This is a genomic window from Pseudomonas sp. S2_F07, assembly GCF_054668325.1.
Genome location: NZ_CP162758.1, coordinates 1,405,486 through 1,428,306, shown reverse-complemented (window position 1 = coordinate 1,428,306; position 22,821 = coordinate 1,405,486). Strand labels below are relative to the sequence as shown.

The 22,821-nt window shown below is 59.7% G+C and carries 19 protein-coding genes and 2 pseudogenes; 5 read left to right on the top strand and 16 right to left on the bottom strand.

The window, feature by feature from the left end; translation table 11 throughout:
* Positions 1-8 precede the first annotated feature (8 nt).
* Positions 9-848 carry an AraC family transcriptional regulator gene (locus AB4O40_RS06400; RefSeq protein WP_056723946.1) on the top strand — a complete coding sequence of 280 codons (840 nt, stop codon included), beginning with the start codon at positions 9-11 and terminating at the stop codon, positions 846-848.
* Positions 849-1,639: 791 nt separating this feature from the next.
* On the opposite strand, the gene AB4O40_RS06395 is transcribed toward AB4O40_RS06400, so the two are convergent.
* The 8 genes from AB4O40_RS06395 to AB4O40_RS06360 all read right to left on the bottom strand — a co-directional run bounded on the left by AB4O40_RS06395 (position 1,640) and on the right by AB4O40_RS06360 (position 8,422).
* The gene (locus tag AB4O40_RS06395) at positions 1,640-2,203 is read right to left on the bottom strand and encodes an NUDIX hydrolase (RefSeq protein ID WP_056723948.1); all 564 of its coding nucleotides are present in this window, start codon (positions 2,201-2,203) and stop codon (positions 1,640-1,642) included.
* Between the two features lies 1 nt (position 2,204).
* Positions 2,205-2,957 carry a GntR family transcriptional regulator gene (locus AB4O40_RS06390; RefSeq protein ID WP_046042558.1) on the bottom strand — a complete coding sequence of 251 codons (753 nt, stop codon included), beginning with the start codon at positions 2,955-2,957 and terminating at the stop codon, positions 2,205-2,207.
* 88 nt (positions 2,958-3,045) lie between these two features.
* On the bottom strand, positions 3,046-3,435 hold the full coding sequence (locus tag AB4O40_RS06385) for a carboxymuconolactone decarboxylase family protein (RefSeq protein WP_008059553.1): 390 nt from the start codon (positions 3,433-3,435) through the stop codon (positions 3,046-3,048).
* Between the two features lie 19 nt (positions 3,436-3,454).
* Positions 3,455-4,906 carry an NAD-dependent succinate-semialdehyde dehydrogenase gene (locus tag AB4O40_RS06380; RefSeq protein ID WP_056723950.1) on the bottom strand — a complete coding sequence of 484 codons (1,452 nt, stop codon included), beginning with the start codon at positions 4,904-4,906 and terminating at the stop codon, positions 3,455-3,457.
* A gap of 71 nt (positions 4,907-4,977) precedes the next feature.
* A complete protein-coding gene (locus AB4O40_RS06375; RefSeq protein WP_056723952.1) occupies positions 4,978-5,463 on the bottom strand; it encodes a flavin reductase family protein in 486 nt (161 codons plus the stop codon).
* A gap of 12 nt (positions 5,464-5,475) precedes the next feature.
* The gene (locus tag AB4O40_RS06370; RefSeq protein ID WP_056723954.1) at positions 5,476-6,957 is read right to left on the bottom strand and encodes an aldehyde dehydrogenase; all 1,482 of its coding nucleotides are present in this window, start codon (positions 6,955-6,957) and stop codon (positions 5,476-5,478) included.
* Entirely contained in the window at positions 6,954-7,787 is an 834-nt protein-coding gene (locus AB4O40_RS06365) for an alpha/beta fold hydrolase (RefSeq protein ID WP_056723956.1), read from the bottom strand. The genes AB4O40_RS06370 and AB4O40_RS06365 overlap by 4 nt, the downstream gene beginning before the upstream one ends.
* 44 nt (positions 7,788-7,831) lie before the next feature.
* Entirely contained in the window at positions 7,832-8,422 is a 591-nt protein-coding gene (locus AB4O40_RS06360; protein ID WP_007978708.1) for an amino acid synthesis family protein, read from the bottom strand.
* Positions 8,423-9,358: 936 nt separating this feature from the next.
* Between AB4O40_RS06360 and AB4O40_RS06355 the strand changes: the two genes are divergently transcribed.
* Genes AB4O40_RS06355 through AB4O40_RS06345 form a run of 3 tightly spaced genes read left to right on the top strand, consistent with a single transcriptional unit; the run spans position 9,359 to position 11,148 of the window.
* Positions 9,359-9,661 (top strand): hypothetical protein, encoded by a 303-nt coding sequence (locus tag AB4O40_RS06355; RefSeq protein ID WP_409079358.1) that lies wholly within the window; start codon positions 9,359-9,361, stop codon positions 9,659-9,661.
* 9 nt (positions 9,662-9,670) lie between these two features.
* A complete protein-coding gene (locus tag AB4O40_RS06350) occupies positions 9,671-10,825 on the top strand; it encodes a DUF6861 domain-containing protein (RefSeq protein ID WP_409079357.1) in 1,155 nt (384 codons plus the stop codon).
* 8 nt (positions 10,826-10,833) lie between these two features.
* The gene (locus AB4O40_RS06345; protein ID WP_056723957.1) at positions 10,834-11,148 is read left to right on the top strand and encodes a hypothetical protein; all 315 of its coding nucleotides are present in this window, start codon (positions 10,834-10,836) and stop codon (positions 11,146-11,148) included.
* Between the two features lie 835 nt (positions 11,149-11,983).
* Here the strand turns inward: AB4O40_RS06345 and AB4O40_RS06340 are convergent.
* From AB4O40_RS06340 to AB4O40_RS06330, 3 genes and pseudogenes are all read right to left on the bottom strand, one after another.
* Positions 11,984-12,107, bottom strand: a pseudogene (locus AB4O40_RS06340) (IS30 family transposase); the annotation flags it as partial.
* 15 nt (positions 12,108-12,122) lie between these two features.
* Positions 12,123-12,323 (bottom strand): annotated as a pseudogene (locus tag AB4O40_RS06335) (IS66 family transposase zinc-finger binding domain-containing protein); the annotation flags it as partial.
* 51 nt (positions 12,324-12,374) lie between these two features.
* Complete coding sequence (locus AB4O40_RS06330; RefSeq protein ID WP_162252412.1) at positions 12,375-12,491, bottom strand: transposase; 117 nt, start codon at positions 12,489-12,491, stop codon at positions 12,375-12,377.
* 653 nt (positions 12,492-13,144) lie between these two features.
* On the opposite strand from AB4O40_RS06330, the gene AB4O40_RS06325 reads away from it, so the two are divergent.
* Positions 13,145-13,504: a DUF6124 family protein gene (locus AB4O40_RS06325; RefSeq protein WP_056723962.1), complete on the top strand. Its 360-nt coding sequence runs from the start codon at positions 13,145-13,147 to the stop codon at positions 13,502-13,504.
* A 124-nt stretch (positions 13,505-13,628) separates the two neighbouring features.
* On the opposite strand, the gene tssA is transcribed toward AB4O40_RS06325, so the two are convergent.
* The 5 genes from tssA to AB4O40_RS06300 form a co-directional block, all read right to left on the bottom strand.
* The gene (gene tssA, locus AB4O40_RS06320) at positions 13,629-14,726 is read right to left on the bottom strand and encodes a type VI secretion system protein TssA (protein ID WP_460055386.1); all 1,098 of its coding nucleotides are present in this window, start codon (positions 14,724-14,726) and stop codon (positions 13,629-13,631) included.
* A 94-nt stretch (positions 14,727-14,820) separates the two neighbouring features.
* The gene (locus AB4O40_RS06315) at positions 14,821-15,339 is read right to left on the bottom strand and encodes an Hcp family type VI secretion system effector (protein ID WP_034150979.1); all 519 of its coding nucleotides are present in this window, start codon (positions 15,337-15,339) and stop codon (positions 14,821-14,823) included.
* 163 nt (positions 15,340-15,502) lie between these two features.
* Positions 15,503-17,977 carry a type VI secretion system membrane subunit TssM gene (tssM, locus tag AB4O40_RS06310; protein ID WP_460055389.1) on the bottom strand — a complete coding sequence of 825 codons (2,475 nt, stop codon included), beginning with the start codon at positions 17,975-17,977 and terminating at the stop codon, positions 15,503-15,505.
* The gene (gene tagF, locus AB4O40_RS06305; RefSeq protein ID WP_056723967.1) at positions 17,974-18,900 is read right to left on the bottom strand and encodes a type VI secretion system-associated protein TagF; all 927 of its coding nucleotides are present in this window, start codon (positions 18,898-18,900) and stop codon (positions 17,974-17,976) included. Before tagF ends, tssM begins: the two co-directional genes overlap by 4 nt.
* Positions 18,901-18,931: 31 nt before the next feature.
* A complete protein-coding gene (locus AB4O40_RS06300) occupies positions 18,932-22,804 on the bottom strand; it encodes a type VI secretion protein IcmF/TssM N-terminal domain-containing protein (RefSeq protein WP_414917615.1) in 3,873 nt (1,290 codons plus the stop codon).
* Positions 22,805-22,821: the final 17 nt, after the last annotated feature.

Sequence of the window (22,821 nt, the reverse complement as noted above, 5' to 3'; positions counted from 1 at the left end):
AACCTGCCATGACCCCTCAACTGTTCATTTCCAGCGCCTTCACCCGCACCATTCTCAGCCATGCCCGGCAGTCCGGCCTGTGTCAGGACCAACTGCTGGAACGGGCCGGCATCTGCCTGTCATTGCTCGAAGGGCAGGACCTGCATGTGCCCGTGCATCTGGTCGAACGCCTGTGGAGTGAATGCGAACGTGCGGGCGCGGGGGTGTCGTTTGGTTGCGATCTGGTCAACGGCATGGCGACCACTACGCTGCGGGGGTTGAACATTCTGCTGGACTCCGCCGCGACCCTGCGGGCGAGCCTGGCGTGTTTCACCGATTTCCTGCCGCGGGTAACCAATTACGTGGTGGCGGAATTGGAGGAGGGTGACGGGCAGGCTCGTTTGCACTTGCGCAGTGCTGACCGTCAGCCACATTTTTTCGGCCTCGATGCGGCGACCCTGACGTTGGTGCGCAACATCGCCCGACGTTTGGGGCGAGCGCCGGCCGAGGTGTTCATCGCGGTCCAACTGACACCGCAACAGGCTGCCGGGCAATGGTTGCGTAGCGCTGGTGTCGAGGTGCTGGAGGGTTCACATCCGTGCCTGAGCCTGCCGGCTGCCAGTCTCGATGAGCCTCTGCTCGGGGCCAACGGGTTTTTGCATCAGAGTATGTTGCGTCACTGGCAGACTGCGGCGGTGCAGCATACCCGCAGTGACAGCCTGGAGATGGCGCGGCACTGGTTGACGGCGGGGGATCAGCCGATCGAGCGGATTGCCGAGCGGTTGGGGTATCGGCAACCGAGTAATTTCATTCGGGCGTTTCGCAAGCAGTTCGGGATTACTCCGAAGCAGTTTCGTCTTGGTTTGTAGTTTTGGTTGAGTACATATCCGTTGCTGCGGTAACGGCGACTTATGGTTTCGCCCTTACGGCGAGTCCCTTTGGCAAACGCCGGAGTGCCGGCCCAGCCCAAAGGAACCAAAGGTCTCGCCCCGAACGTACGGCCCCTCGCCTGGGCTCGGGGTTCCTTCGCTGCGGTATTCATCCGGGGGCATTGCCCTCCGGTCGGCTTCGCTTCGACCTACATGCAATGAGTTCGACTGCGTCGAACGGCGCTGCGCGCCAGTCCCCGGATGAACACCTCCACTCAGCCTTCCGAGGGGGCGGGTGGATCAAGGTCAAGAGCTGCAGGCGAGCTAACGCTCGGCCTGATGAGTGGTGAAGAGCGTCTGTGTACGCCGATCTGCCTTTGCTTTTCTGTGGGAGCGAGCTTGGTCCGGGCGGCGTTCCGACGATGGCGGCCTTATGGCCGACCAATCTCTTTCGGCTAAACGCATTCCCCCCTGTAGGAGCTGCCGCAGGCTGCGATCTTTTGATCTTGATTTTCCGCACCCTTCGACATTGTCAAAAATCAAAAGATCGCAGCCTCGTTGCACTCGACAGCTCCTACAGGGAAACACGCACACATCAGAACCAGGCCGGTAGGCCGCCTCGGGCGCTGTTGCGGTGCACGCCCCCTCGTGAGGCCGAATGTCAGGGGCAAGAGCGTTTGGTTACTTTGCGCCGGGCCGCGCAGGCTTTTCCAAGTGACCCGCCGTAAGGGCGGAACCTTAAGCGGCCGTTACCAAAGAAACGGATATGTACACGGTCAAAACCCGCAGCATCAGCGAATAAAGTGAATCTTCCCGCTGTCATCATTACCCATGTAGATGCCATACACCCCGGCCTGGCGCTCCTCGATATAGCGCTCAAGAATCTGCCGGATCGCCGGGTAGTAGATGCTGTCCCAGGGAATATCCTCAGGCGCGAAGAACTGGTAGTCGAGGGTTTCCGGCCCGTACTGCCCGGTGATCTCCAGCGCGATGGCGCGGAAGATGATGTACACCTCGCTGATCTGCGGCACGCTGAAGATCGAATAGGGCGAGACGATTTCCGCACGCACGCCGCTTTCTTCCCAGACTTCGCGCAAGGCCGCCTGCTCGGTGGTCTCACCGCTTTCCATGAAGCCCGCCGGCAGGGTCCAGGTGCCGGGGCGCGGTGGAATGGCGCGCTGGCACAACAGGTACTTGCCGTCCTGCTCGATGATGCAGCCGGCAATGATCTTCGGATTGACGTAATGGATGTAGCCGCAGCCGCGGCACATCAGGCGCTCGTGCGTATCGCCCGGCGGCAACTGTGACCTAAGGTCTGCGCTGCCGCACTTGGGGCAAAAGCTCGGGCTGAACATGTCAGCGACCTATGCGCGGTTCTTTCAGCGCGATGGGCTGGGTGATCGCCGGGATGTCGCCGGTTTCTTCCTGCTTGCGCTTGAGGTAGTCCAGGGCCACGGCAGCGGCTGCACGCACATGGTCGACGCATGCCTGGTGGGCGGCCAGCGGGTCACCGCCCTTGATCGCCTCGACCATGCGTTCCATTTCCTGGTTGCTGGCGCCGCGACGGTTTTCCTGGGACACCGAGGTTGCGCGCAGGTAGCTGATGCGTGCCTGCAACTGGCGCAGTTGAGTGGCCGCGACATGGTTGCCCGAGCCTTCGAGCAGCACGTCGTAGAAACCCTGCACCGAGTCGATGACCTGTTGCAGCTCGCCGTCTTTCAACGCCTTGCGGTTTTCTTCCAGGGCTTTTTCCAGGGCCTTGATGTCCTTGGCCTTGGCGCGCAGGGTGAACAGCTGAACGATCAGCCCTTCGAGCACGCAGCGCAGCTCGTAGATGTCCACGGCATCGGCCAGGGTGATGATCGCGACACGCGGGCCCTTGGCGTCGGCGAATTCCACCAGGCCTTCGGATTCAAGATGACGCAAGGCTTCGCGCACGGAAGTACGGCTGACGCCCAGGCGATCGCACAGATCGCGTTCGACCAGACGGTCTCCCGGCAGGAGCTGGAAGTTCATGATGGCGCTTCGCAGTTTATCCAGCACGATTTCGCGCAGGGTAACGGGGTTGCGATTGACCTTGAAGCTGTCGTCGAGTGGCAGGCGTTTCATGGGGTCCGCTCTGATTGTGGCTGTCCATGCAAAAAGAACACTTCGATTACGGGAATCTGGGTGCCCGGTCAGATCAAACAGCCAAGGGTTAACTGGAGGCCTCGGCATCGGCTTCGGCGAAGGCTTCACGGGCGAGCCGGAAACTGTCTACGGCAGCGGGGACACCGCAATAAATGCCGACCTGAAGCAATATTTCGCGTATTTGCTCACGACTCAGGCCGTTACGCAAGGCACCGCGCACATGCAGCTTGAGTTCATGGGGCCGGTTGAGGGCCGAGATCATCGCCAGGTTGATCATGCTGCGCTCCTTGAGCGACAAACCCTCACGACCCCAGACATGACCCCAACAATATTCGGTGACCATTTCCTGCAACGGTCGAGTGAAGTCGTCGGCGTTCTCGATGGAACGGTTGACGTAGGCCTCGCCCAGCACCTGGGTGCGGATCTTCAGGCCTTTTTCGTATTTTTCGTTGCTCATTTGCGTCGCTCCCGTGGGCTCAGAGGCCGCCCATCAAGGTGTATTTGAGTTCCAGGTAATCCTCGATGCCGTACTTGGAACCTTCACGGCCCAAGCCTGAAGATTTGATGCCGCCGAACGGTGCGACTTCGGTGGAAATCAGCCCTTCGTTGATCCCGACCATGCCGTATTCCAGTGCCTCGCTCATGCGCCAGGCGCGGCCCAGGTCGCGGGTGTAGCAGTAGGCGGCCAGGCCGAATTCGGTGTCGTTGGCCATCTCGACGGCCTGGGCCTCGGTGTTGAAGCGAAACACGGCGGCCAGCGGGCCAAAGGTTTCATCCCGTGCGACCTTCATCTGCGTGGTGACGCCGATAAGCACGGTCGGCTGGAAGAAGCCGTTACCCAATGCATGGCGCTCGCCGCCGCACAGCAGTTGTGCACCGTGGGCCAGTGCGTCTTGCACGTGGTCTTCGACCTTGGCCACGGCACGCTCGTTGATCAGCGGCCCTTGGGTGACGGCATCATCGAAACCGCTGCCGACCTTGAGCTGCGAAACCCGCTCGGCCAGGCGCGCGACAAAGGCGTCGTGGATGCCGTCTTGCACCAGGAAGCGGTTGACGCAGACGCAGGTCTGCCCGGCGTTGCGGAATTTGGCGATCAGCGCGCCATCGACGGCACGCTCCAGATCGGCGTCGTCGAAGACGATGAATGGCGCGTTGCCGCCCAGTTCCAGCGAGACTTTTTTCAGGGTCGGCGCGCACTGGGCCATCAGCAATTTTCCGATCCCGGTGGAGCCGGTGAACGACAACTTGCGCACGAGAGGGCTTGAAGTCAGCTCACCACCGATGGCAATGGCATCGCCAGTGACCACGTTGAAGATGCCCGCTGGAATGCCGGCCTGTTCCGCCAGTGCGGCCATGGCCAGCGCCGAGAACGGCGTTTCCGGGGCCGGCTTGACGATGCACGGGCAACCGGCCGCCAGCGCCGGGCCGGCCTTGCGGGTGATCATCGCCGCCGGGAAGTTCCACGGCGTGATGGCCGCGACGACGCCAATCGGCTCCTTGCTGACCACAATGCGCGCATCACCCTTGTGGCTGGGAATGGTGTCGCCGTAGATGCGCTTGGCCTCTTCGGCGAACCACTCGATGAAGCTCGCGGCATAGAGGATTTCACCCTTGGCCTCAGTCAGTGGCTTGCCTTGTTCGAGGGTGAGGATTTCAGCCAGGGCGTCGGCGTTCTCCAGCATCAAGGCATGCCAGCGCTTGAGCGTATTGCTGCGCTCCTTGGCGGTCAGTGCGCGCCAGGCCGGCCAGGCTTTGTTGGCGGCCTCGATAGCCTGGCGCGCGTGCTCGGCACCGAGGTTCGGCACCCGGCCGATGAGTTCACCGGTGGCCGGGTTGAAGATGTCCTGACAGGCGCCATCCGGCGCGTCCAGCCATTGGCCGTTGATGTAGGCCTGCTGGCGGAACAGTAACGAGGCTGCTGGGCTCATGCCGGCTCCCGAGTAAAGTGGTGGACCCTGTGGGAGCAAGCCCGCTCCCACAGGGGGATTGTGTTCAACCATCAGGCCAGGGTGGGCAGCGGCCCCAGCTTGCCTTTGTGGTAGATCATCGGCGTGACCGGTTGCGCGGGCAGGATCAGGTTCTTCACCGCGCCGACGATGATCGCGTGATCACCGCCGTCGTATTCGCGCCACAGTTCGCACTCGATGATCGCCGTCGCCTTGGCGAGGATCGGGTTACCCAAATCGCTCAAGTGCCACTCGATACCTTTGGCCTTGTCCTTGCCTTTACCGGCGAAGGCATAGGCTTCGGCGGTCTGCTCGGCGGACAGCAAGTGAATCGCGAACTGCTTGCTGTCGCGCAGCACCGGATAGGTGTCGGAGCCGTAGTTGGGGCAGAACAGCACCAGTGCCGGATCGATCGACAGCGCACTGAAGGCGCTGGCGGTGATGCCGACGATGCCGCCTTCCGGGTCCAGGGTGGTGACCACCGTGACCCCGGACGGGAACGAGCTCATGACGTCTTTGTAAATGCCGGGTTCGATCATTTTCCAGGACTCCTAGCGCATCACGAAGGGATCAGGCATCGGTGCCTGGGACAGGTTGATCCACACCGTTTTCAGCTCGGTGTAGGCCAGCACCGAATCGATGCCGCTTTCGCGTCCATAGCCGCTGTTCTTGAAGCCGCCGATCGGCGCCATGGCCGAGACCGCGCGGTAGGTGTTGACCCAGATGATCCCCGAACGCACGTCCCGGGCCAGGCGATGGGCACGGCCCAAATCTCGGGTCCAGATGCCGGCGGCGAGGCCGAACTGCGAGTCGTTGGCAATCGCCAGCGCTTCGGCTTCGTCCTTGAACCGGATGACCGAGGCCACCGGGCCAAAGACTTCTTCCTGCATGATCTTCATCGAGTTGCGGTCGCATTCGAACAGCGTCGGCTCGTAGAACCAACCGTCGCCCAGATTCTCCGGACGCTTGCCACCCAGACGCAGACGCGCACCTTCGGCGATGGCATCGGCCACCAGGCCTTCGACCACGGCCAGTTGCTGCGCGGTGGCCATCGGGCCCATTTCGCTGCTGTCGTCCTGGGGGTTGCCGATGCGGATGCGCTGGGCGCGTTCCACCAGGCGGCCGACGAACTCATCGTAGATTTCGTCCTGCACCAGCAAGCGCGAACCGGACACACAGCTCTGCCCGGAGGCGGCGTAGATCCCGGCGATGGCGCCGTTGATCGCGCTGTCGAGGTCGGCGTCGGCGAAGATGATGTTCGGCGATTTGCCCCCCAGTTCCAGCGACAGCTTGGCGAAGTTCTCCGCGCTGCTGCGCACCACATGCCGCGCCGTGGCCGCGCCGCCGGTGAAGGCGATCTTGCGGATCAGCGGATGGCGGGTGAGGGCGGCACCGGTGCTCGGGCCGTAACCGGTGACAACGTTGACTACGCCCGGTGGAATCCCGGCTTCCAGCGCCAGACGCGCCAGTTCAAGAATCGTTGCCGAGGCGTGTTCCGACGGCTTGATCACGATGGTGTTGCCCGCCGCGAGGGCCGGGGCAAGTTTGATCGCGGTCAGGTACAGCGGGCTGTTCCACGGAATGATTGCGGCGACCACGCCCATGGCTTCGTGCACGGTGTAGGCAAACAGATCTGGCTTGTCCAGCGGCAGGGTGCCGCCTTCGAGCTTGTCCGCCAGGCCTGCGGTGTAGTGGAAGAACTCTGGCAGATAACCAACCTGGCCACGGGTTTCGCGGATCAGCTTGCCGTTGTCGCGGCTTTCCAGCTGCGCCAGTTGTTCTTTGTTTTCGGCGATCAGGTCGCCCAGGCGTCGCAGCAGTTTGCCACGAGCGGTGGCGGTCAAACCGCGCCAGGCCGGGCTGTCGAACGCGGTTTGCGCGGCTTGTACGGCGCGCTCGACATCGGCTTCGTCGGCATCGGGCAATTCGGCCCAAGGTTCGGCCAGCGCCGGGTTGAGGCTTTCGAAGGTCTTGCCGGACAGGGCATCGACCCATTCACCGCCGATGCACATCTGGAAGCGTGCGAGTGTCATGCAACGATCCCCTTGATCTGGTTTTGTTGGGAGTGCGCGGTCTGCAGAAACTCCAGCAACAGCTGGTTGACCAGGCGCGGCGACTCTACCGGCATCATATGCCGTTGCTCGGCGAGCACGGCAACGGTCGCACCGGGAATGCGTTCGGCCAGTTGCCTGGCCATTTCCGGGGTCGAGCCGGGGTCCAGTTCGCCGGTGGCGATCAACGTCGGCACCCGGATGCTGGCCAGGTCGTCGGCGCGGTACATGTCCTGAGTGGCGAACAGTTCATAAGTGGTCAGGTAACCCTGCGGATCATTACCGGCCAGGGTCTGGCGAATCGCGGCGATCTGCGCCGGATTCGCGGCCTGGTATTCACGGCTGAACCAGCGCGACAGCGCCGCTTCGGCATTGGCGTCCGGCCCGTGTTCGGCGGCCTGGCTGGTGCGGGCGATGACCCCGGCGCGCTGTTCGGCGCTGCGGTTGAACACGCTGTTGAGCACCACCAGGCCCTCCAGGCGTTGCGGGTAGTGCAGGGCAAACGCCCGCGCCACCAGCCCGCCCATGGAAAAACCGATCACCGTGGCCTTGGGCAATTGCAGATGGTCGAGCAGCTCCAGCAATTGGTCGGCATAGCCGAGCAGCGGCGTACCGCTTTCCGGGCGTGGGCTGGCGCCATGGCCGAGCATGTCGTAGGCGATGACGCGGTACTTCGTGGCCAGGCCAACGATCTGGCCGCCCCACATTTCTTTGTTCAGGCCCACGCCGTGGATCAAGACCACGGGCTGGCCTTGGCCGGTCGCCAGGTAACTGGTGCCAGCCGGGGTGAGTTCAGCGGTGAGCCGAATCATGGAGCGCTCCTGCAATGCCTTCTTGTTGTCGTTCTGCTGGCCGGTTACTGGGCTTTTTCGGCTGCCAGTTCTTCCAGGTCGATGTAGCGGTTGCCGATGCGCGGGTGCAGGCGGCCGCCGTCGGCGCAGCCCAGGACCACGACGATTTCGTCGGCACGGGGTGCATCTTCGATCTGCATTTCCAAAGTGATGTAGTGCGAGCGAAGGCCTTCGTCGTCCTTGTGCATCATCGGGATCTGGATCGAAGTGCCCGGGCCGCCGCGCTTGTTGGTGAAACTCAGGTAACTCTTGGCCTTGACCGCTTCGCGGTAGTGGTTACCGAAGCGCAGGGTGTGGATCACCGCCGAAGCGTGTTCGATTTCGCCATCGGCGCCGACCACCGCAGCCTTGCCGTAGGCCTCGATTTTCTCGGCACCGCCAATGATGCCCACCAGACGCTCGACCATCAGCGCGCCGAGGTCGGAGCAGTTGGCGCGGATCTGCGGTTTCAGGTCTTCGACGAAACCGTTGCCCAGCCAGGGGTTTTTCATCACCACGGCCAGACCGACCATGGTCACGGGCTTATCGGTGGCTTTGCCGCCTTCAATAAAGGTTTCTTCGACATAGCTGACGATCTTGCGGATTTCGAAACTCATGAGCTGCTCCGTAGAGGTTTTGGGTGTCTGTGCGTCTGATGGTATACCATAATACCGATAGCACAAGTCCCTGAACGGAGTTTCTGGCTGGATGGCAGGTAAAAGTTCGCGCAGTGGGCAGCAGCGGACAAACGGCGGGCACGGGTTTACGCCGGGCACAGGCCCGGCATGAGAGGGAAGAGAAGGGTAAGGAAAGGGGTCAGAGGTGAAGCAGCGTTAAGTTGATGCCTTGCGCGAAAAAAATCGCGAGCGGGCATAGTTTTTCGCCCGACACCTGGCTTTTGATCCTCGCTGCAGGTCAGCCGTAGGTAATCCGGGTTGGTAAGCAGGAACAGAGCGGTATGATCATCGAGTTGGCCATCGCCTGGCCCATGCACAGCAACATCGAAGATCAACTGATGCACTACCAGAGCGTGAAATCGATATAAACACCATGCCGCTGCATGAGATTGGTATGCGCCCGGGCATCACGTCTTGCGTGATTAAACCGGTTGTCACTTATGTATAAGCAACTGCTCGATTTCACCCCCCCGTTGTGTGGGCAGGCGCGTGAGGACACCCTTTGGCATGTGCGTATCGAACAGATCATCTATGCGCATTTTACGTACACCGCTTTATAAGAGCAGCCGACATTACGCTCACCAGCTGATCACGATCATCCGCCCAATTCCCCCTCTCGAGGAAATTCAAAAGAAAACGCGCGCATCAGAACGGCCTTGAACCCCTGCCGCACAGGGGTTGCGAGCATTTGAACAGTAAGTAAATACCCATAATGCCTGTTTGACATCATTGCCCTTTGTAAAGCCGATGAGAAAAATAGCCCCCGTTTGAAAATGCTTTCGAGCATTCGCGGCCATAAATGGGCAACCTGCCATACCCGGCCGAGCTATCAACAAGTGTGGCAGCCCCGCCTCCTTTCAAGGACGTCACAAGTAAATGGATCTTTTAACCAACCTGCCCAGCTGGGACGACATCGAACGAAATTTCGACCAGAAATTCAATGCGTTGAATGAGGGCGTTGATAACGGCTTCCAAAGCGCCCACGACGGCTGGAACGGCTTTACCCGCCGCGTCAGCAACGGCGCCACTCAAGCCTACGGGTACGTGGGCGGGCATCGGATCGATAACGTCCGCCACGCGATGGCCCTATCTGTCCCCATTATGCAGATGAACATCAGCCGCAAATGGGCGTCGATCAATATCAACGAAATTCTGCCGGTGTTGCTCAAACTGTTGTAGGAAGTTGTGATGATCGTGGGCGGTAGCGTGACGATCGGCGCAGCTCTGGGTGGAGCGGTTGGCTCGCTTGCCTTTGGTGCTGGCGCAGTGCCTGGCGCAGCAATCGGCGCCGGTGTCGGATTGCAGGTCGGTAATTTGATCATGGCAGCGCTGGGGTTGTACGCCATCACCGGTTATTTCTCGGCGGGAATCGGGCCCTGCCTATCCACGATATTTGAAGGTCTCTGTACCGCGTGGCAAGCGGAAGACGGCTTGAAAAATCCAGGCCTCGACCCGACTGGCGGTTCAGCGGCGATGATCCAGGAACGCAAAGAACGCGCAGCCAGACAGTTGGCCCAAGGGCAAGAGCAATTGGTGTTGCTGCTACTGACGGCAATTGTCACCTATCTCACCCGAGGGCAGATGAAAGCGGGTGTGGTCAACAGCCTGGAAAGTATTGCGACGAGAAGTGCCAAGCTTCGATCAGAGATTTCCAACAAGCCGTTTGCTGTATGGCTCACGAAAAACGAAAAACTACTTTTGGAGCATCCGGAGCTACAGATTAGGGGAGTGACCTCGCTGGGGAGGCTTGCGAAGGAAAAGGAGATGCGTGAGTTCTATGCTCAGCAGGATCCGAAATTCGTGGCAGTCGAAAAACAGCGAGAGCTTGCTAAAACATTCAAGCCAGTAGGATTGAGTGACCAGCAAGTCGATGACTATTTGCTTAGCGCAGAGGGGCAGAAATACTCAGCCAAACTAATTGCAGCAGACCCGACACTGACTGCTGAAGCGCTTTACAACAGGGCTCTTAATCAGATCGCCTCAGGAAGCACTGTGCCAGTAACAACTCGTATGTCAACGCCGCTGGTGAAGGTCGTACCTCAGGGCGCAGAAGGAATTTCCGACTACTCGCCTTTTTTCACCACCATGGATGAGTTAAAGGCTGCAGCTAGAAGTGATAAAACTTTAGCCGATTCGCTCGGCCTACCGGTCCTCAGTGAAGACGCTAGATATTCAATTTTTGAAATCACACCACTCGAGCCTACCGATGTTTTTGTTAGTAAGGTCGCGCCAACGGTAGAGTTCGGAGGTAAAATCACAAGAACTGGGGAAGCGGCGCAGTATTTAGTACCTAACAGAAATGAGTGGTCATCTGCTAAACTCATCGGCGAAATCGATAATTAGGAATTGCCATGAATATTCTAGCTTTAAAACAGAGCGCTATTGATCTTCGTGAGAAATTGGATTTTTACAAAGACAAAGATTCGGCCGCGCTAGCCTTATATCAACAGCTTGAACATTTAATATCAGCAGCTGAACGTGGAATGATCAAGGAAAAAATGCAAGCGAGAGATATTCCTGGATACCGTACCTTTGTCGAGTCAAATTTAGAGCAATACTCTGATCTTTCGAAAGCCTATAATAATTTCTTTATTGAACTGAATGATGGTAGAAATTCAGAGGCCTTCAAAATGTTACAAGAGATGTTAAGAAAAAGCAGATTATAAGAATGCTTGAATCGTTTGCGTGCCTTGCCGCGACTGCTACAGCCAGTATGATATTTGGGATCAGCCAACTGTCTCGAAAAAGCGGCTAACGGTGATCTTGCGTCTTGAATGATGTATCGCTGGCAAAGGAAACGATTCCCCCAGCATCGCCATTTATCTTGCCTCGGGCACCGTAGATGCAAACGAACGACCTGCAGTATCTCGACAACCAATCTTGGCTATTCGCTTCCCACGCTCACATCGAGCAAAAGCCGCAAAACTCATTGTCGAAGTCGACAATTAGGAATGCATTTGGATACGTCATTATTGAAACAAGCAGCTCTGGATTTATGTAAAAAGCTTGAATTTTACAAGTTGACAGATCGCTCTGTACTAGCTTTGTACATACAGATGGAACCTTTAATTTCAGCAGCCGAAAATGAGATGATTCAGGAAAAACTCGAACCTCGAGATATCCCAGGCTATCGGCTGTATCGCTGATACAGATCTGCAACAATATGACGATCTCTCGAAAGCCTATAGTAAGTTCTATGTTGAAATTACCGACAGTAGGAATACGAAGGCATACAAGATTATCCAACAGATGCTAGACAAGGCTCCTTGATTTGACAAAATAAACGACCTACCGGTGTCTTGCATCTTGGATGATCGGTCGCTGGCACAGGTACCGTACCGATGCCTTCCTCCCAAAAATGTGGTAGTCGTTTTTGATTTGTTATTTATCGCCTGTTTCCGAGCCAACCATTAGACCTTCCCGGCGCTGTTCGATGAGGCATGGCGGTTGCAAGAGTTGGCCGCAACACAGCTGTTGAACGGAAGTGGGAGTCATGTCCGCCACCTCTGTAATGACTTCAATTGGACATTTATAACCGAAGCGTTTACGAGGGCGAATATTCATTTGGTAGGAAATGGCGTCCAAAAGCTTCCTGGCTGTGTACCGACAAGTCCGTACCCTTGGGCCACTACTGTAAATTCGGCGCCGGCGCCTGGATCAGTGTTTCGCACTGCCGGCAGGCCCATTTCCCCCGAACGTGCTGTTCGACGGTGAACACGCCCGGCGTGTAGTCCAGCTTCTCGCTGACGTCTTCACCGATGCGCTGAAGCTGGCAGCCGCAAGCGCACTGAGTGTTGTCCGGCTCGTGATGGATCACAGTGCGTGGGAACTGCAACGAAAGCCGGCAATGTTGCGGGTGATTGATCCCGGTAAATCGGTAGCCACTTGCGGATCACGTTGGCGCTGATGCCGTGATGATGGCTACGCTGGAAATCGTCGCCCCGGGTTGCAGGCATTCCTGGACGACCTGGGCTTTGAATGGTTTGGGGTAAGAGCTTCGTTGGCGCATGAAAATCATGGTGATAAGGGCGATCGCGTCCGCTTAAAAATATGCGGACACCATCGCCCCTGATGCTGGAGTTCGGTAGATGACTTGGCCGCACGCTTACTTGACGTCGCCATTCACCTACAGGTTGCCGTTTACAGTGACCTACGGGATATCCAGAGTCGCTGAAGGTACCTTCACCACCTGTTCACCGGCTTCAAGCGTGATACTCCGGCCAGGCGGTTAGGGGTTATTTCGTGTCGGGCTGTGATCAGGTAGTTGCCACCGTGCAAGCACCCACGTTGTAATTTTTCAAGTTGAAAAACTCGAGGGGCGTGGCTGTATAAAGGTCGTCAGGCTTACTTGATGAAAGCTACAAGACCTTGCGCCGTTGCCTACGGTTACGCCAGAATCCGCCGGCTTGTGCGCCTGGGGCCCGCTCGGTAACTTGATTCGCATCACTGCCCATCAGTGATCGGGTTTAGCAGCCCGTTGATGTCAAGACGCATGATGTCTCTATCAAACAGGTATCCCATACCTGCACTTGATGGTGGCTGTGCGCAGGGCGCTTCGGCGCGCCGATTTCTTGGCTCATCGGTCTGCTAACCTGCGCACAGCTGCCTCCCCATCGTTTAGCAGCGAACGGGTTGTAGCCTCACTCTTATGAGGAAGAGCCAATGTTCAAGGTCACCCCCAACCCGCCGGACACCGATCCGGCATCCCCGTACGAACCCGACTCAAACAAACTCAACGAAGCCGCCGAGCGCGCCCTCGATTTCCACTTCCCCTCGACTGCCGATATCAAAGCCACGCCGCGTACGGTCAGCACTCTGTTTGCCGTCGACCCGCAGGTCGATACCGAAACCTTGGTGGTTTACCTGGTGGAGACGTTGGCCTCGGTGGATGTGATGGTCCACCAGTTGGTGGATCATCTGGATGGAGAGTCGCGCAATGCGCTGCTGGGGATTTCCAACAGTGTGATGTTGGCGGAGATCACGGCGAATCGGGTGCTGGATCAGATTGATCCGCCTGCGTAGGTTCGGTTCACTTGAGAGAGTGGGTTGCTCACGGTGATGCGCGGCGGTTTTTTTGGGCTGCTGCGCAGCCAACGGGGGCAAGCCCCCTCGCCACAGGTTTTTCAGCGTTTGTGCTGATAGCTCATCAGGACTTCGCCTCCTTGGTCCCCAGCACATCGCGAATGTTGTCCACCACATTGCTGTCCTTGATCACATCATTGAGCCAACCCTCGAGCGGCATGTTGCCCCATTTGATCGCGCGTTCGATCAGGTAGGGGACGGGGCTCTGGGGTTCGGTCTGCTTGAAGAACTGCGCGATGCCAGCCAGCAGGGTGAACGCTTCGTCGCGGGTTTGCGGAGTGGTGCGCAGCGGCGTGACGGGGATGTCTTGCCGGGTCTGGGTCATTGCGGCACCTGCAGGTTGTGCGCCAGCGCTTTCGGCGACGGTCGGGGTGGGCGCGACAGGGGCCGGGTTCAGTTCGATACCGCGATCCTTTAGCAGTTTCTCGGCCAGTTGCCCGGCGCGGGACAGCACGTCATGGAGCCCGGCAAAACTCGGCGCGTCGTGGCCGAACAGCCTGTCGGCAGTGCTCTGCAGTTGCTGGCAGGCCTTCAGGCTGGCGGCGATTTCGCTGGCTTTCTGGCGCAGGTGATCGGAGTCGGTCAGCACCACCGAACGCTGGAACACCTCGGCGTTGATCTTGCCTTCGTCGAGGGCGGCGCGCATGGCCTGGGGGTTCTGCAACGCCAGGTTTTCGACATGCCGGGATTCGTCATAACGCAGCAGGCCGTACTGTTGGCCCTGGGTGATCGGCAGTCCGCCCACCACATCCGTCAGGGTGGTTTTCATCCACGCCAGGCGGGCAGCGCGTTCATCGACCCCATCCTCGAGGGAAGGGAAGAGGCCGGTCCAGAAATTGTCCAGCAGGCGTTCGGCCAGGGTCAGACCGAAGGTGATACCGGTGAAATGGTACTTGTGCGCCAGGGCTTCGCTGAGCCAGGCGACGAGCATCAGGTCCTTGCTCTGTCGAGCCAGGCCCTGGGCTGCCAGGGTGAGGGTCAGATCCCAGTCGGATGACTTCAGATCGGTTTGCCAGTCACCCTGGGTCAGGTAATCGGGGTCTGCTCGCCGTGCTTCTTTCACCTGATCGAACAAGGTGGAAAAGCTCAGGTCTTCGCCGCTCCCCTCATTGATGGGCGCGGTCAGTTCGGCCAGCGAAAGGTCGTTGAGAAATTCAGACATGGGAAACTCTGATCAGACTAAAAGAACACCGCGCCCGCCGGGCAGGCACGGTGCCGAAAACGAGCCGCGTGCGCGGCCCGTCATTGCAACGGTGTTATGCGAAAACCTTGTTCGCGGTGCGATCCCAGCCACCGGTGACGTTACCGCCGCCCTGGCCATCGGCACGGCTCTGCTGGGTGTAGGTGGTCTTGATGCGGGCGAAGTTGAAGCTGATTTCTTCGATCGGCAGATCGCCAACCGATTTGTCTTCACCGTTCTGGCTGCCACCGGCGACTGCTTTGACCGACGACACCACGACTTCTTCCAGGTTGATGGTCAGGTAGGTGACCTTGTCACCACCGGCACGGTTCACGTTCAACTGGATCTTGGCGATGTGCGTGCCTTTGCAGCAGGCTTCGAACAGCTTGGCGGAAGCCTTGTCCACGGCTTTGCGGATGCTGAAGTCGCTCAACGCAACACGCTCCGACGAAGCACCGCCCGATGAGCTGGCCGTCGCGGAAGTCGCCTGGGTTGCGCCGTACTCGTAGCCCAGCACTTCGATCCAATCCTTGTGTTTGTCGTCCAGAACTTCACCTGGAATGCCGTCGATCTGGATGTATGCGTCAAATGCCATTTCTATTTTCTCCTTACCTTCATTTAAAGGGATGTCACCTGCAAACAGGTCGCAGCCCTTCGTTTTAACCTCTTCGAAACAATCAACAGAGGTGTCTTATGCCGGCCCGGGCCTCTCGTCGAGATGACCCGGATACCGGTATTTCTTCACAAGGCGCGCATGCTCAGTTGAGTGCCCGCACTTCGATTTCTACTCGCCGGTTAGGCTCAAGGCAGCGGATCAGCAGGGCCCTTGGCTGCTGCATGTCGCACTTGACCAAGGGCTTGTTGCTGCCTTCGCCGACGGCTTCGACCAGCTCGCCGGGTACGCCTTTGCCCACCAGGTAGGTCTTGATGGTTTGTGCCCGCTGTTTGGAAACCTGCAGGTTGCCCTGGGGATCGCCGAGCTGGTCGGCGTGCCCGGCGATAATGATTTTTCCGATGTTCGGGGTGCTGAGCAGTTTGCCGGCGATCGCGCTGAGCTGGCTCTGGCCTTCAGTCTTCAGGCTCTGGAAGTCCGCACGGGCGAAAGCGAACAGGGTGTCCGACTCCAGCGTGATGGTTTCGATCGAGCGCAACGACTGGGTCAGCAGGCTGTTGATGTAGTTTCGCGAGCTGGAGATCAGGAACGCGTTGTCGAGGATCCGCGGCACGTCCGGCTCGTGGATCTGGTCGCTGTAGAAATTGATCTGACGGCTGGCGAACTCATAGTCCGAAGCGGCGACACTGGCATTGCCGACCTGACGGGCAATCGCCGGGTACCAGTAATCCGGGATTTTCGCTTTCAGGAACGCCGGGTCGGCCTTTTCCCGTTGTGCACGGGACAACATGACGTAGGTGTCCAGCGTTGCCTTGCCGAAACCGGCGATGGATTGCGCCCGGTTGTCATTGGGCAGGGCCTTGGGTTCGACGCTGTCCACGCCGGTCACGGGCATCAACTCTTTGGCGTTGCGCTGATAGACCTTGAGCGTGGTCAGCAAATACAACGAGCGGGTCAGGTTGTCGGCCGTGGGCTTGAGCATCACGCTTTCCAGGCGGTCGAAGTAGCGGCTGCGCACCAGTGGTTCTACCTTGTGGCCTTGATAGAGCCCCAGGCGCATGCGCAGCGGCACACCTTCGTCGTGATGCTGCGCGTAGTAGTGCGCGGTCCAGAAGCGCAGGCGATCGAGGGTTTGCCAATCGGTGTACTGAGCGGGTACAGAACGGTTGTCGATGCCAGCCTGGGTCAGTTCTGCCGAGAGGCTTTGCAAGGTGTTTTTGTTGTTGACGTATGACCAGCCCAACAGGCTGCACAGCAGCACAGCGACCAGTGCGGCACCGCCGATCCAGGTCGCCCGGCGCCGACGCTCGCGGTGGTTGGTGGTGTACAGCGCCACCAGATGCTGGTCGGGAATGATGACCTTGCGGAACAGACTGTTGATGAACAACGGGCGCGGCTGCGCGTGACCGTTGGCGATCTCCCGATCACCTTCCAGGGAAAAGCGCTCCGTCACTTGCCGTGCGTGTCCGCCCAGTTCCGGCTGGTCTGCGTCCAGTGCACTGGTGAAATAGAAGCCGCGCAGCAGTTCCGCACTTTGATAAGGGTTGGCGCGCAACAGGGCATCGACGAACAGCTGAAGCCGTGGCTTGAGGGCTGCCAGTTCCAGCGGAAACCGATACACCGCCGAATCCTGCCGGGTGATCTGGATGTCTTGAGTGACCAACTGCTGGCTCGCCACCTGGTGCCAATAGCTGACCAGCTCGTCCATCGCGACGCCGAAACGCTGCCCCCAGTCGGCCTGCTCATAGCCCTTGTGGGAGAAAGTCTTGCCCATGACTTCGCCGCGTGCGGTTTCATCGAGTTGGCGATAGAAGGGCGCAAAACCCGGCACCAGGTCGCACTTGGTGAACACCAGGTACACCGGCAGGCGCACTTCCAGCAGGGCATGGGTTTCCTGGATGCGTTCGCGCAGGCGCTTGGCGATGCGCTCCTGATCTTCGAGCGAGGCTTGCAGGATGTCGTGGATGCTGACGGTGACGATCAGGCCATTGAGCGGCCGGCGCTGGCGATGCTGGCGCAGCAGTTGGAGGAACGCGCGCCATTTGCCGGCCTCTTCCTGATTGTTCATGTAGCGGCCGGCGGTGTCCAGCAGCACCGCTTCGGAGCTGAAGAACCAGTCGCAATTGCGGGTGCCACCCAGGCCGGCGACTCGCACGCCCTCACGCTCGGCGTAAGGGAAGTTGAGGCCCGACTGGTAGAGCATGGTGCTTTTGCCCGCTGCTGGCTGACCGACCACCAGGTACCAGGGCAGGGCATACAGCGCATCCTTGGGGTTGCTGCCCCGTGGCTTGTTGCTGTGCAAGCGCTCGATACTCTGCAACAGACGCTCGCGCAACAGGCTGACTTCTTCGCGATCCGCCGGGCTCGCGTTCAACACCGCCTGATCGGCATCCTCGCGCAGCAGGCCTTCGAGGTTGTGATGCCGGGACACGCCCCGATAGAGCAGCAGCACATAACCGGCGGACAGCACCAGGAACACAGCGATGCCGGTCAGCAGGCTGTTAAGCGAACTGAAATCAAATGCACGCCCGAGGCCCCACACCACGAAGATCGTGAGGAAAAAGCACACCCCCAGGATGTAGGGTTGATAGCGCAAGAAGTAATACTTGATCTTGTTCATACAGGCTTCGAATCCAGGGCATCGACAAAACGGTCGATAACGTCACCCAGAGGGCGGTCGATTTCGGGAAAGGCGTGTGTGCGGTGGTGCTCGTCAAAGGCATCGAAGGACGCCAGTACGTCGTAGCTCTGCGAACGGTCACTGATGCCTGTCAGCACGCGGTAGGCGTCGCTGGTCTGGCGCGATGCAAAACAGATCAGCCGGGGACGCATGAAGTCGTCCGCCAGCAGGCTGATCTGCGGCACGGCACGTTCCGGGGTCATTTGTGTCAGCCAGGTGACCCACAGATCGGCGGTCGGATTTTTCAAGCCCCGTTCCGCCGGCAAGGGCAGGGCGATGCCGATGGGCGTCGCATGAGCCAGGTGCCGCCTGAGGGCTTGAAGCCGGGTCAACACGGCGTTGGTGACGAATTCCGGGTAGGCGCCTTCGAGCGCGGTGCTGATATCGCGCAGGTTGAAGTTCACCAGGAACTTGTCATGCACGCGCCGGAACAACTCGAAGTCCTGGCCTTGCAACGGGCGCAGGGCCTTGATGCGGTCGAACAGCACCGAGGTGCTTTCGCCCTGGACGGCCAAGTGCAGCAACGGCCTGATCTGCCCGCTGAACAATTCGCCGAGGGTGAACGGATTGACCAGAGGCTCGGCTTCGCTGGCCTTGAGGGTCTGGAAAATGAAAAACGGATAGCGCCGTCCACTCGAATCCCTCGAGCTGATCAGCCCGCCCAGCAACCAGTTGCCGCTGCGTGCGCGGTAGCTGAAAAAGCACAGCGGCAACCCGTCGAACAGTTCGCGCCAGTCTTCGCGATGCTGCAGGGCGGCCAGCGCGCCTTGCAGCCAGCTATCGAACTCGCAGACGTCGTCGCCCGCACCTTGCAGGCTGACGAAGTCCGGGCTCGCGGGCACCTTGCCGAAACAACCGATCATTGGGCGGTTCCCAGGCTCAAGGTTCGGCGGCTCACAGCGCTTGACCTTCTTTGGCGTTGAGCGCGCTCAATGCCTTGACGTTGGCCAGGTCCGTCAGCTTGACGCCGCCGTAGTTGCGCACGGCGAGGCTGACCGGACCACTGCTGGTGTTCCAGCTGAAGCGTTGCTGGATACCGTCCAGATCGTTGACCCGCGCGCTGTCGTTCATCCGCAGCAGGCCCCAACGGCCCGGGTAGTCGAACACCGTGATGCGTTCGCCGGAAAGGGTGACCACATCCAGGCGAGCACCCGGCGTGGTGGTCGTGCCCGGCCACGAGAAGCGGCTCCAGCTGGTCTTGCCGTTGCGGTAGTGCTGCACCTGGCCGTCGAGGGTGAAGATGATGTCGGTCAGGTTGGCGGAAGGTTCGAGCATGATCTCGAAGCCGTTGTCGCGGTCAGACAGGCTGGCGATCACCTGGCCCAACGAGCTGGCCTTGTCGATGCTGTTGACCATGTTCGGGTTGACCAGCGGCGTTGCCTTGCTGTTGCTGCTCATCCCCAGGCCTTCGCCACCGGACAGATTGCCGATTTCGTTGCGCTTGAAGTTCGGCAGCAGCCCGGATTCGGGGTCGACGAAACGCTGCAGATCCTTGACCGACGCTTCGTTGCGGCTGCCGGGCGCAATCGGGTAACGGTGCGCCATGACCTGTTCCCACGGCTTGGCAATCTGCTGTGCCCAGGCTTTGGCAATCTGCTGGCCAGCCGGGTCGCGCAGGGTTTCCCAGGCAAACTGGATCGGCGAGCTGAACAGGCCTTGCAACGAAGTGGACAGACCGCCCTGGCTGGTGTCGACGGTGGTCTCGACATAGTTGCGCACACTGGTCACTTCACTTGGCAGCCCTTCGAGGGTTTCGCTGATTAGCTGCTTGCTGCTTTTGCCAACGTCCTGGGAGCGCTGGATATTGTTCATCCGCACCTTGAGTTTGCGCAGGGCCGCGAGGTAACGGTCCATGATCGTGCTGTCGGCGCCTTCGGCGTTTTGCACCGCAAACACCCGCGACACTGGCTCGAAGCGCTTGGCCAGGCTGCCGTCGTCGACCGCTGGCAAAGGTGAAGTCAACGTGCTTGGCGATGCATTTTTCCCGTCGAAAATCCCGGTGACGCTGCTCCAGAATCCGTCATCGGGCTTGATGCCCGCTGGCAGGGTTTCGCGAGGGGCAGGGACATCCCATTGGGTGTTGTCGTTGACCGCCGCCAGGAGGATTTTCACCGGCGAGTTCTGCACGTCGCTGAGCAGCGACAGTTGCTGGGTCGCATTGGCCATGTCGGTGAAATGGCGAATACCGACGCTGTCGATGAGGGTGTACCAGGCTTGCGTGTAGTCGCGCTTGTAGCGCGTCATGAATTCACGGATGAAGTTGGCCTTCTGCACGATGCTGTCGGCGCCTTCGCCGTCGAGCACCCAGTCCGATTCGTTTTGCAGGTTGCCCGACACCAGTTTGATCAGCTCTGGCTTGACGAATTGCTCCCAGCCCTGGCGGGTGAAAATCGCCGGAACCGCTTCGGTGCCGTACAGCAACTGGCGGCCGGGCATTGGCACCAGGTCGCTCAAGCCAACGGCCGGGAACTGACGGCCGGATTCGAGTTGCAGGCGCAGGTATTCACGGTCCACCAGCGAGCTGGAAATCATGAAGGACTTGAGGCTGTTGCGGGTTTCGCTGATGAGCTGCTCGTTGCGCGACAAGGTCGGTGCCTGGCCATTCTTGAGCAATTGCACATAGACCGGCGAGTTGTCCTGAATCACCGCCGTGCTGACAGGATTGTCGGCACTGGCGGTATTGGCCCAGGCCACCGGCAATGCAGCGCCGACGAATTCAGGGTCTGGATGGGTGCCCGGTTGCGTGAGCATCAGGTAGAGCTTCAGCGCGTTGTAGGACTCGATGATGGACGCGACTTGCCGCTCATCCAGCCGGCCGAGCATTTCCTCGGACAGCGAAAGCCCACCGGTGGTCGCCGATAAATCAGCGGCATCGCTCGCGGTGGCAGGGTTGCGCAGTGCCGTCAGCGCGTCCCCCCGTGCCTTGTTGGCGGCACCCTTGGCGGCACCGGTCAGGCGGCTGGCAACATCACCGCCACTGCGCGGCAGGTTGTTCAAGCGCACCGGCAGTTTCTGGCCCTGCACGCGGGCCTTGAGCGAGTCGGCTTTGTTTGACGCAGGCACAAAGCTGTTCTGCGCATCCATGGTCTTGGCGAACTCATTGAAGGCGCGCATCTGCAATTGCAGTTGCAAGGTGACCGGTTCCAGCGCCTGGGTACGCAGTTGCTGCAAGTAGGCGGCCTGCGCGACGCGGTAGATGTCATCACCACGATAAAGGCCTGCGCCAAGTTGCAGCGGCACGCCTTTGGCACGGTGCTTCTCGATGGCCGAGAGTTGCTCGCGCAGCAGTTCCAGGCCTTGGCCCGAAGCGAGCAACCCGGCACGCTCCGGGGACTGTTGCAGCTCGGTCAGTTGCCCGCGCAATGTGGCCAGCCATTGGCGGTTGTTCTGGAACGACAGGCCTTGCCAGCCAATGAACGCAACCCCGGCCAGTACCGCCAGGCCCAGCAGGGCAGGGCTGGCGGAGGTGTTCTTGCCCAGGCGCGACTGATAGAGGGTCAGGTCACGGTCGGGGAAGATCACCCGACGGAACGTATCGGTGATGAAGTAGCTGCGGTCGCTGATTTTCTTGCCGCTGCTTGGCTGCGGTTGCTCATGTTCCGCTTGCAATGCAAACGACTCGGCCAGGTCGTCTTCATACACCTGGCTCAACTGCTGGTCGGTCTGCAAGGCGCTGGTGAAATACAGCCCGCGCAGCAACAGTGGCGCACCGCTGCGACCGGTCTCGGCGAAGTGCTGGAGAAACTGCTCCAGCACCCCCGACAGCTCGGCGAAATAGTTCGGGAAGTTCAGCAGGGCGCTGTTGGCATCGGCGCCCAAGGCAATCATCTGGGCGTCGACGTGACGGCGAATATGGCCGTGCAGGTTGGCCAGCTTGGCATCCAGCACCGGGCGCAAGCCCTGGTTGCGGATCTCGGACAAGCCGAAGGTCATGCCCAGCGGTTGCTGGCGCTCGTTCAGGTCCAGGCCTTCAAATGCCTGGCTGAAGCCCGGCAGTTGATCGGTCTTGCTCAGCATCAGGTAGATCGGCGGACTGGCGTCCAGGCAATCGTTGTATTCCTCGATGCGCGACACCAGTTGGGCGGCCAGTTCGTTGCGCTCGGCGGCGCTGCACGCCAGCAGTTCCGGCAGGCTCACCACCAACACCAGACCGTTGACCGCGGCCTTGCTGCGCTGCTTTTTCAGCATGCGCAGGAAGGCGGCGAATTCGCTGGCCGACGGGTCGTCCCGCAGGTAGCGACCGGCCGTGTCGATCATCACGGCCTCGGGGCTGAAATACCAATCGCAATGCTGGGTGCCGCTTTCGGTGTCATTGGCGCTGCTGGCAATGCTTGCGGACAGGCCCGAACGGGTCAGCAACGAGGTCTTGCCCGCTGCCGACATGCCGATGACCAGGTACCACGGCAAATCGTAAAGCGCCGACGAACCGCCGCCACCGGCCGAACGGTCGGCGCGCAGCATGGCGATGGCATGCTTGAGGCGTTCGCGCAGCACTTGCTGATCGCGGAATTCACCAGTGGATTTGAGCGAACGATCGACTTCGATCTGCACCAGGTTTTCAAGGTTGTGCTCGGCGCGGATGCGCTTGTACTGACGCAGCACAATGATCAGCAGGTAGAAGGCGCTGACGATCGCCATTGCCTCCAGCGCATAACCGCGCAGCCAGCTCACGTGCGGGGCCACGAACCAGCAGACCGCCAGGCTCGCCAGCCACAGGACGGGAACGAGGAACCAAAAACTTTTCAACGAGCGCAATAATGTCTTCATGTCTTCCTGACTCGATT

What these genes read in the sequence shown, in the direction of transcription:
- AB4O40_RS06345 (WP_056723957.1), top strand. Translation starts at nt 10,834, where the DNA reads ATGAATATTCTAGCTTTAAAACAGAGCGCTATTGATCTTCGTGAGAAA.
- AB4O40_RS06330 (WP_162252412.1), bottom strand. Translation starts at nt 12,491, where the DNA reads ATGCGCCAACGAAGCTCTTACCCCAAACCATTCAAAGCCCAGGTCGTC.
- AB4O40_RS06390 (WP_046042558.1), bottom strand. Translation starts at nt 2,957, where the DNA reads ATGAAACGCCTGCCACTCGACGACAGCTTCAAGGTCAATCGCAACCCC.
- AB4O40_RS06375 (WP_056723952.1), bottom strand. Translation starts at nt 5,463, where the DNA reads ATGATCGAACCCGGCATTTACAAAGACGTCATGAGCTCGTTCCCGTCC.
- AB4O40_RS06370 (WP_056723954.1), bottom strand. Translation starts at nt 6,957, where the DNA reads ATGACACTCGCACGCTTCCAGATGTGCATCGGCGGTGAATGGGTCGAT.
- AB4O40_RS06360 (WP_007978708.1), bottom strand. Translation starts at nt 8,422, where the DNA reads ATGAGTTTCGAAATCCGCAAGATCGTCAGCTATGTCGAAGAAACCTTT.
- AB4O40_RS06380 (WP_056723950.1), bottom strand. Translation starts at nt 4,906, where the DNA reads ATGAGCCCAGCAGCCTCGTTACTGTTCCGCCAGCAGGCCTACATCAAC.
- AB4O40_RS06325 (WP_056723962.1), top strand. Translation starts at nt 13,145, where the DNA reads ATGTTCAAGGTCACCCCCAACCCGCCGGACACCGATCCGGCATCCCCG.
- tagF (WP_056723967.1), bottom strand. Translation starts at nt 18,900, where the DNA reads ATGATCGGTTGTTTCGGCAAGGTGCCCGCGAGCCCGGACTTCGTCAGC.
- AB4O40_RS06395 (WP_056723948.1), bottom strand. Translation starts at nt 2,203, where the DNA reads ATGTTCAGCCCGAGCTTTTGCCCCAAGTGCGGCAGCGCAGACCTTAGG.
- AB4O40_RS06355 (WP_409079358.1), top strand. Translation starts at nt 9,359, where the DNA reads ATGGATCTTTTAACCAACCTGCCCAGCTGGGACGACATCGAACGAAAT.
- AB4O40_RS06315 (WP_034150979.1), bottom strand. Translation starts at nt 15,339, where the DNA reads ATGGCATTTGACGCATACATCCAGATCGACGGCATTCCAGGTGAAGTT.
- AB4O40_RS06365 (WP_056723956.1), bottom strand. Translation starts at nt 7,787, where the DNA reads ATGATTCGGCTCACCGCTGAACTCACCCCGGCTGGCACCAGTTACCTG.
- tssA (WP_460055386.1), bottom strand. Translation starts at nt 14,726, where the DNA reads ATGTCTGAATTTCTCAACGACCTTTCGCTGGCCGAACTGACCGCGCCC.
- AB4O40_RS06400 (WP_056723946.1), top strand. Translation starts at nt 9, where the DNA reads ATGACCCCTCAACTGTTCATTTCCAGCGCCTTCACCCGCACCATTCTC.
- AB4O40_RS06350 (WP_409079357.1), top strand. Translation starts at nt 9,671, where the DNA reads ATGATCGTGGGCGGTAGCGTGACGATCGGCGCAGCTCTGGGTGGAGCG.
- AB4O40_RS06385 (WP_008059553.1), bottom strand. Translation starts at nt 3,435, where the DNA reads ATGAGCAACGAAAAATACGAAAAAGGCCTGAAGATCCGCACCCAGGTG.
- tssM (WP_460055389.1), bottom strand. Translation starts at nt 17,977, where the DNA reads ATGAACAAGATCAAGTATTACTTCTTGCGCTATCAACCCTACATCCTG.
- AB4O40_RS06300 (WP_414917615.1), bottom strand. Translation starts at nt 22,804, where the DNA reads ATGAAGACATTATTGCGCTCGTTGAAAAGTTTTTGGTTCCTCGTTCCC.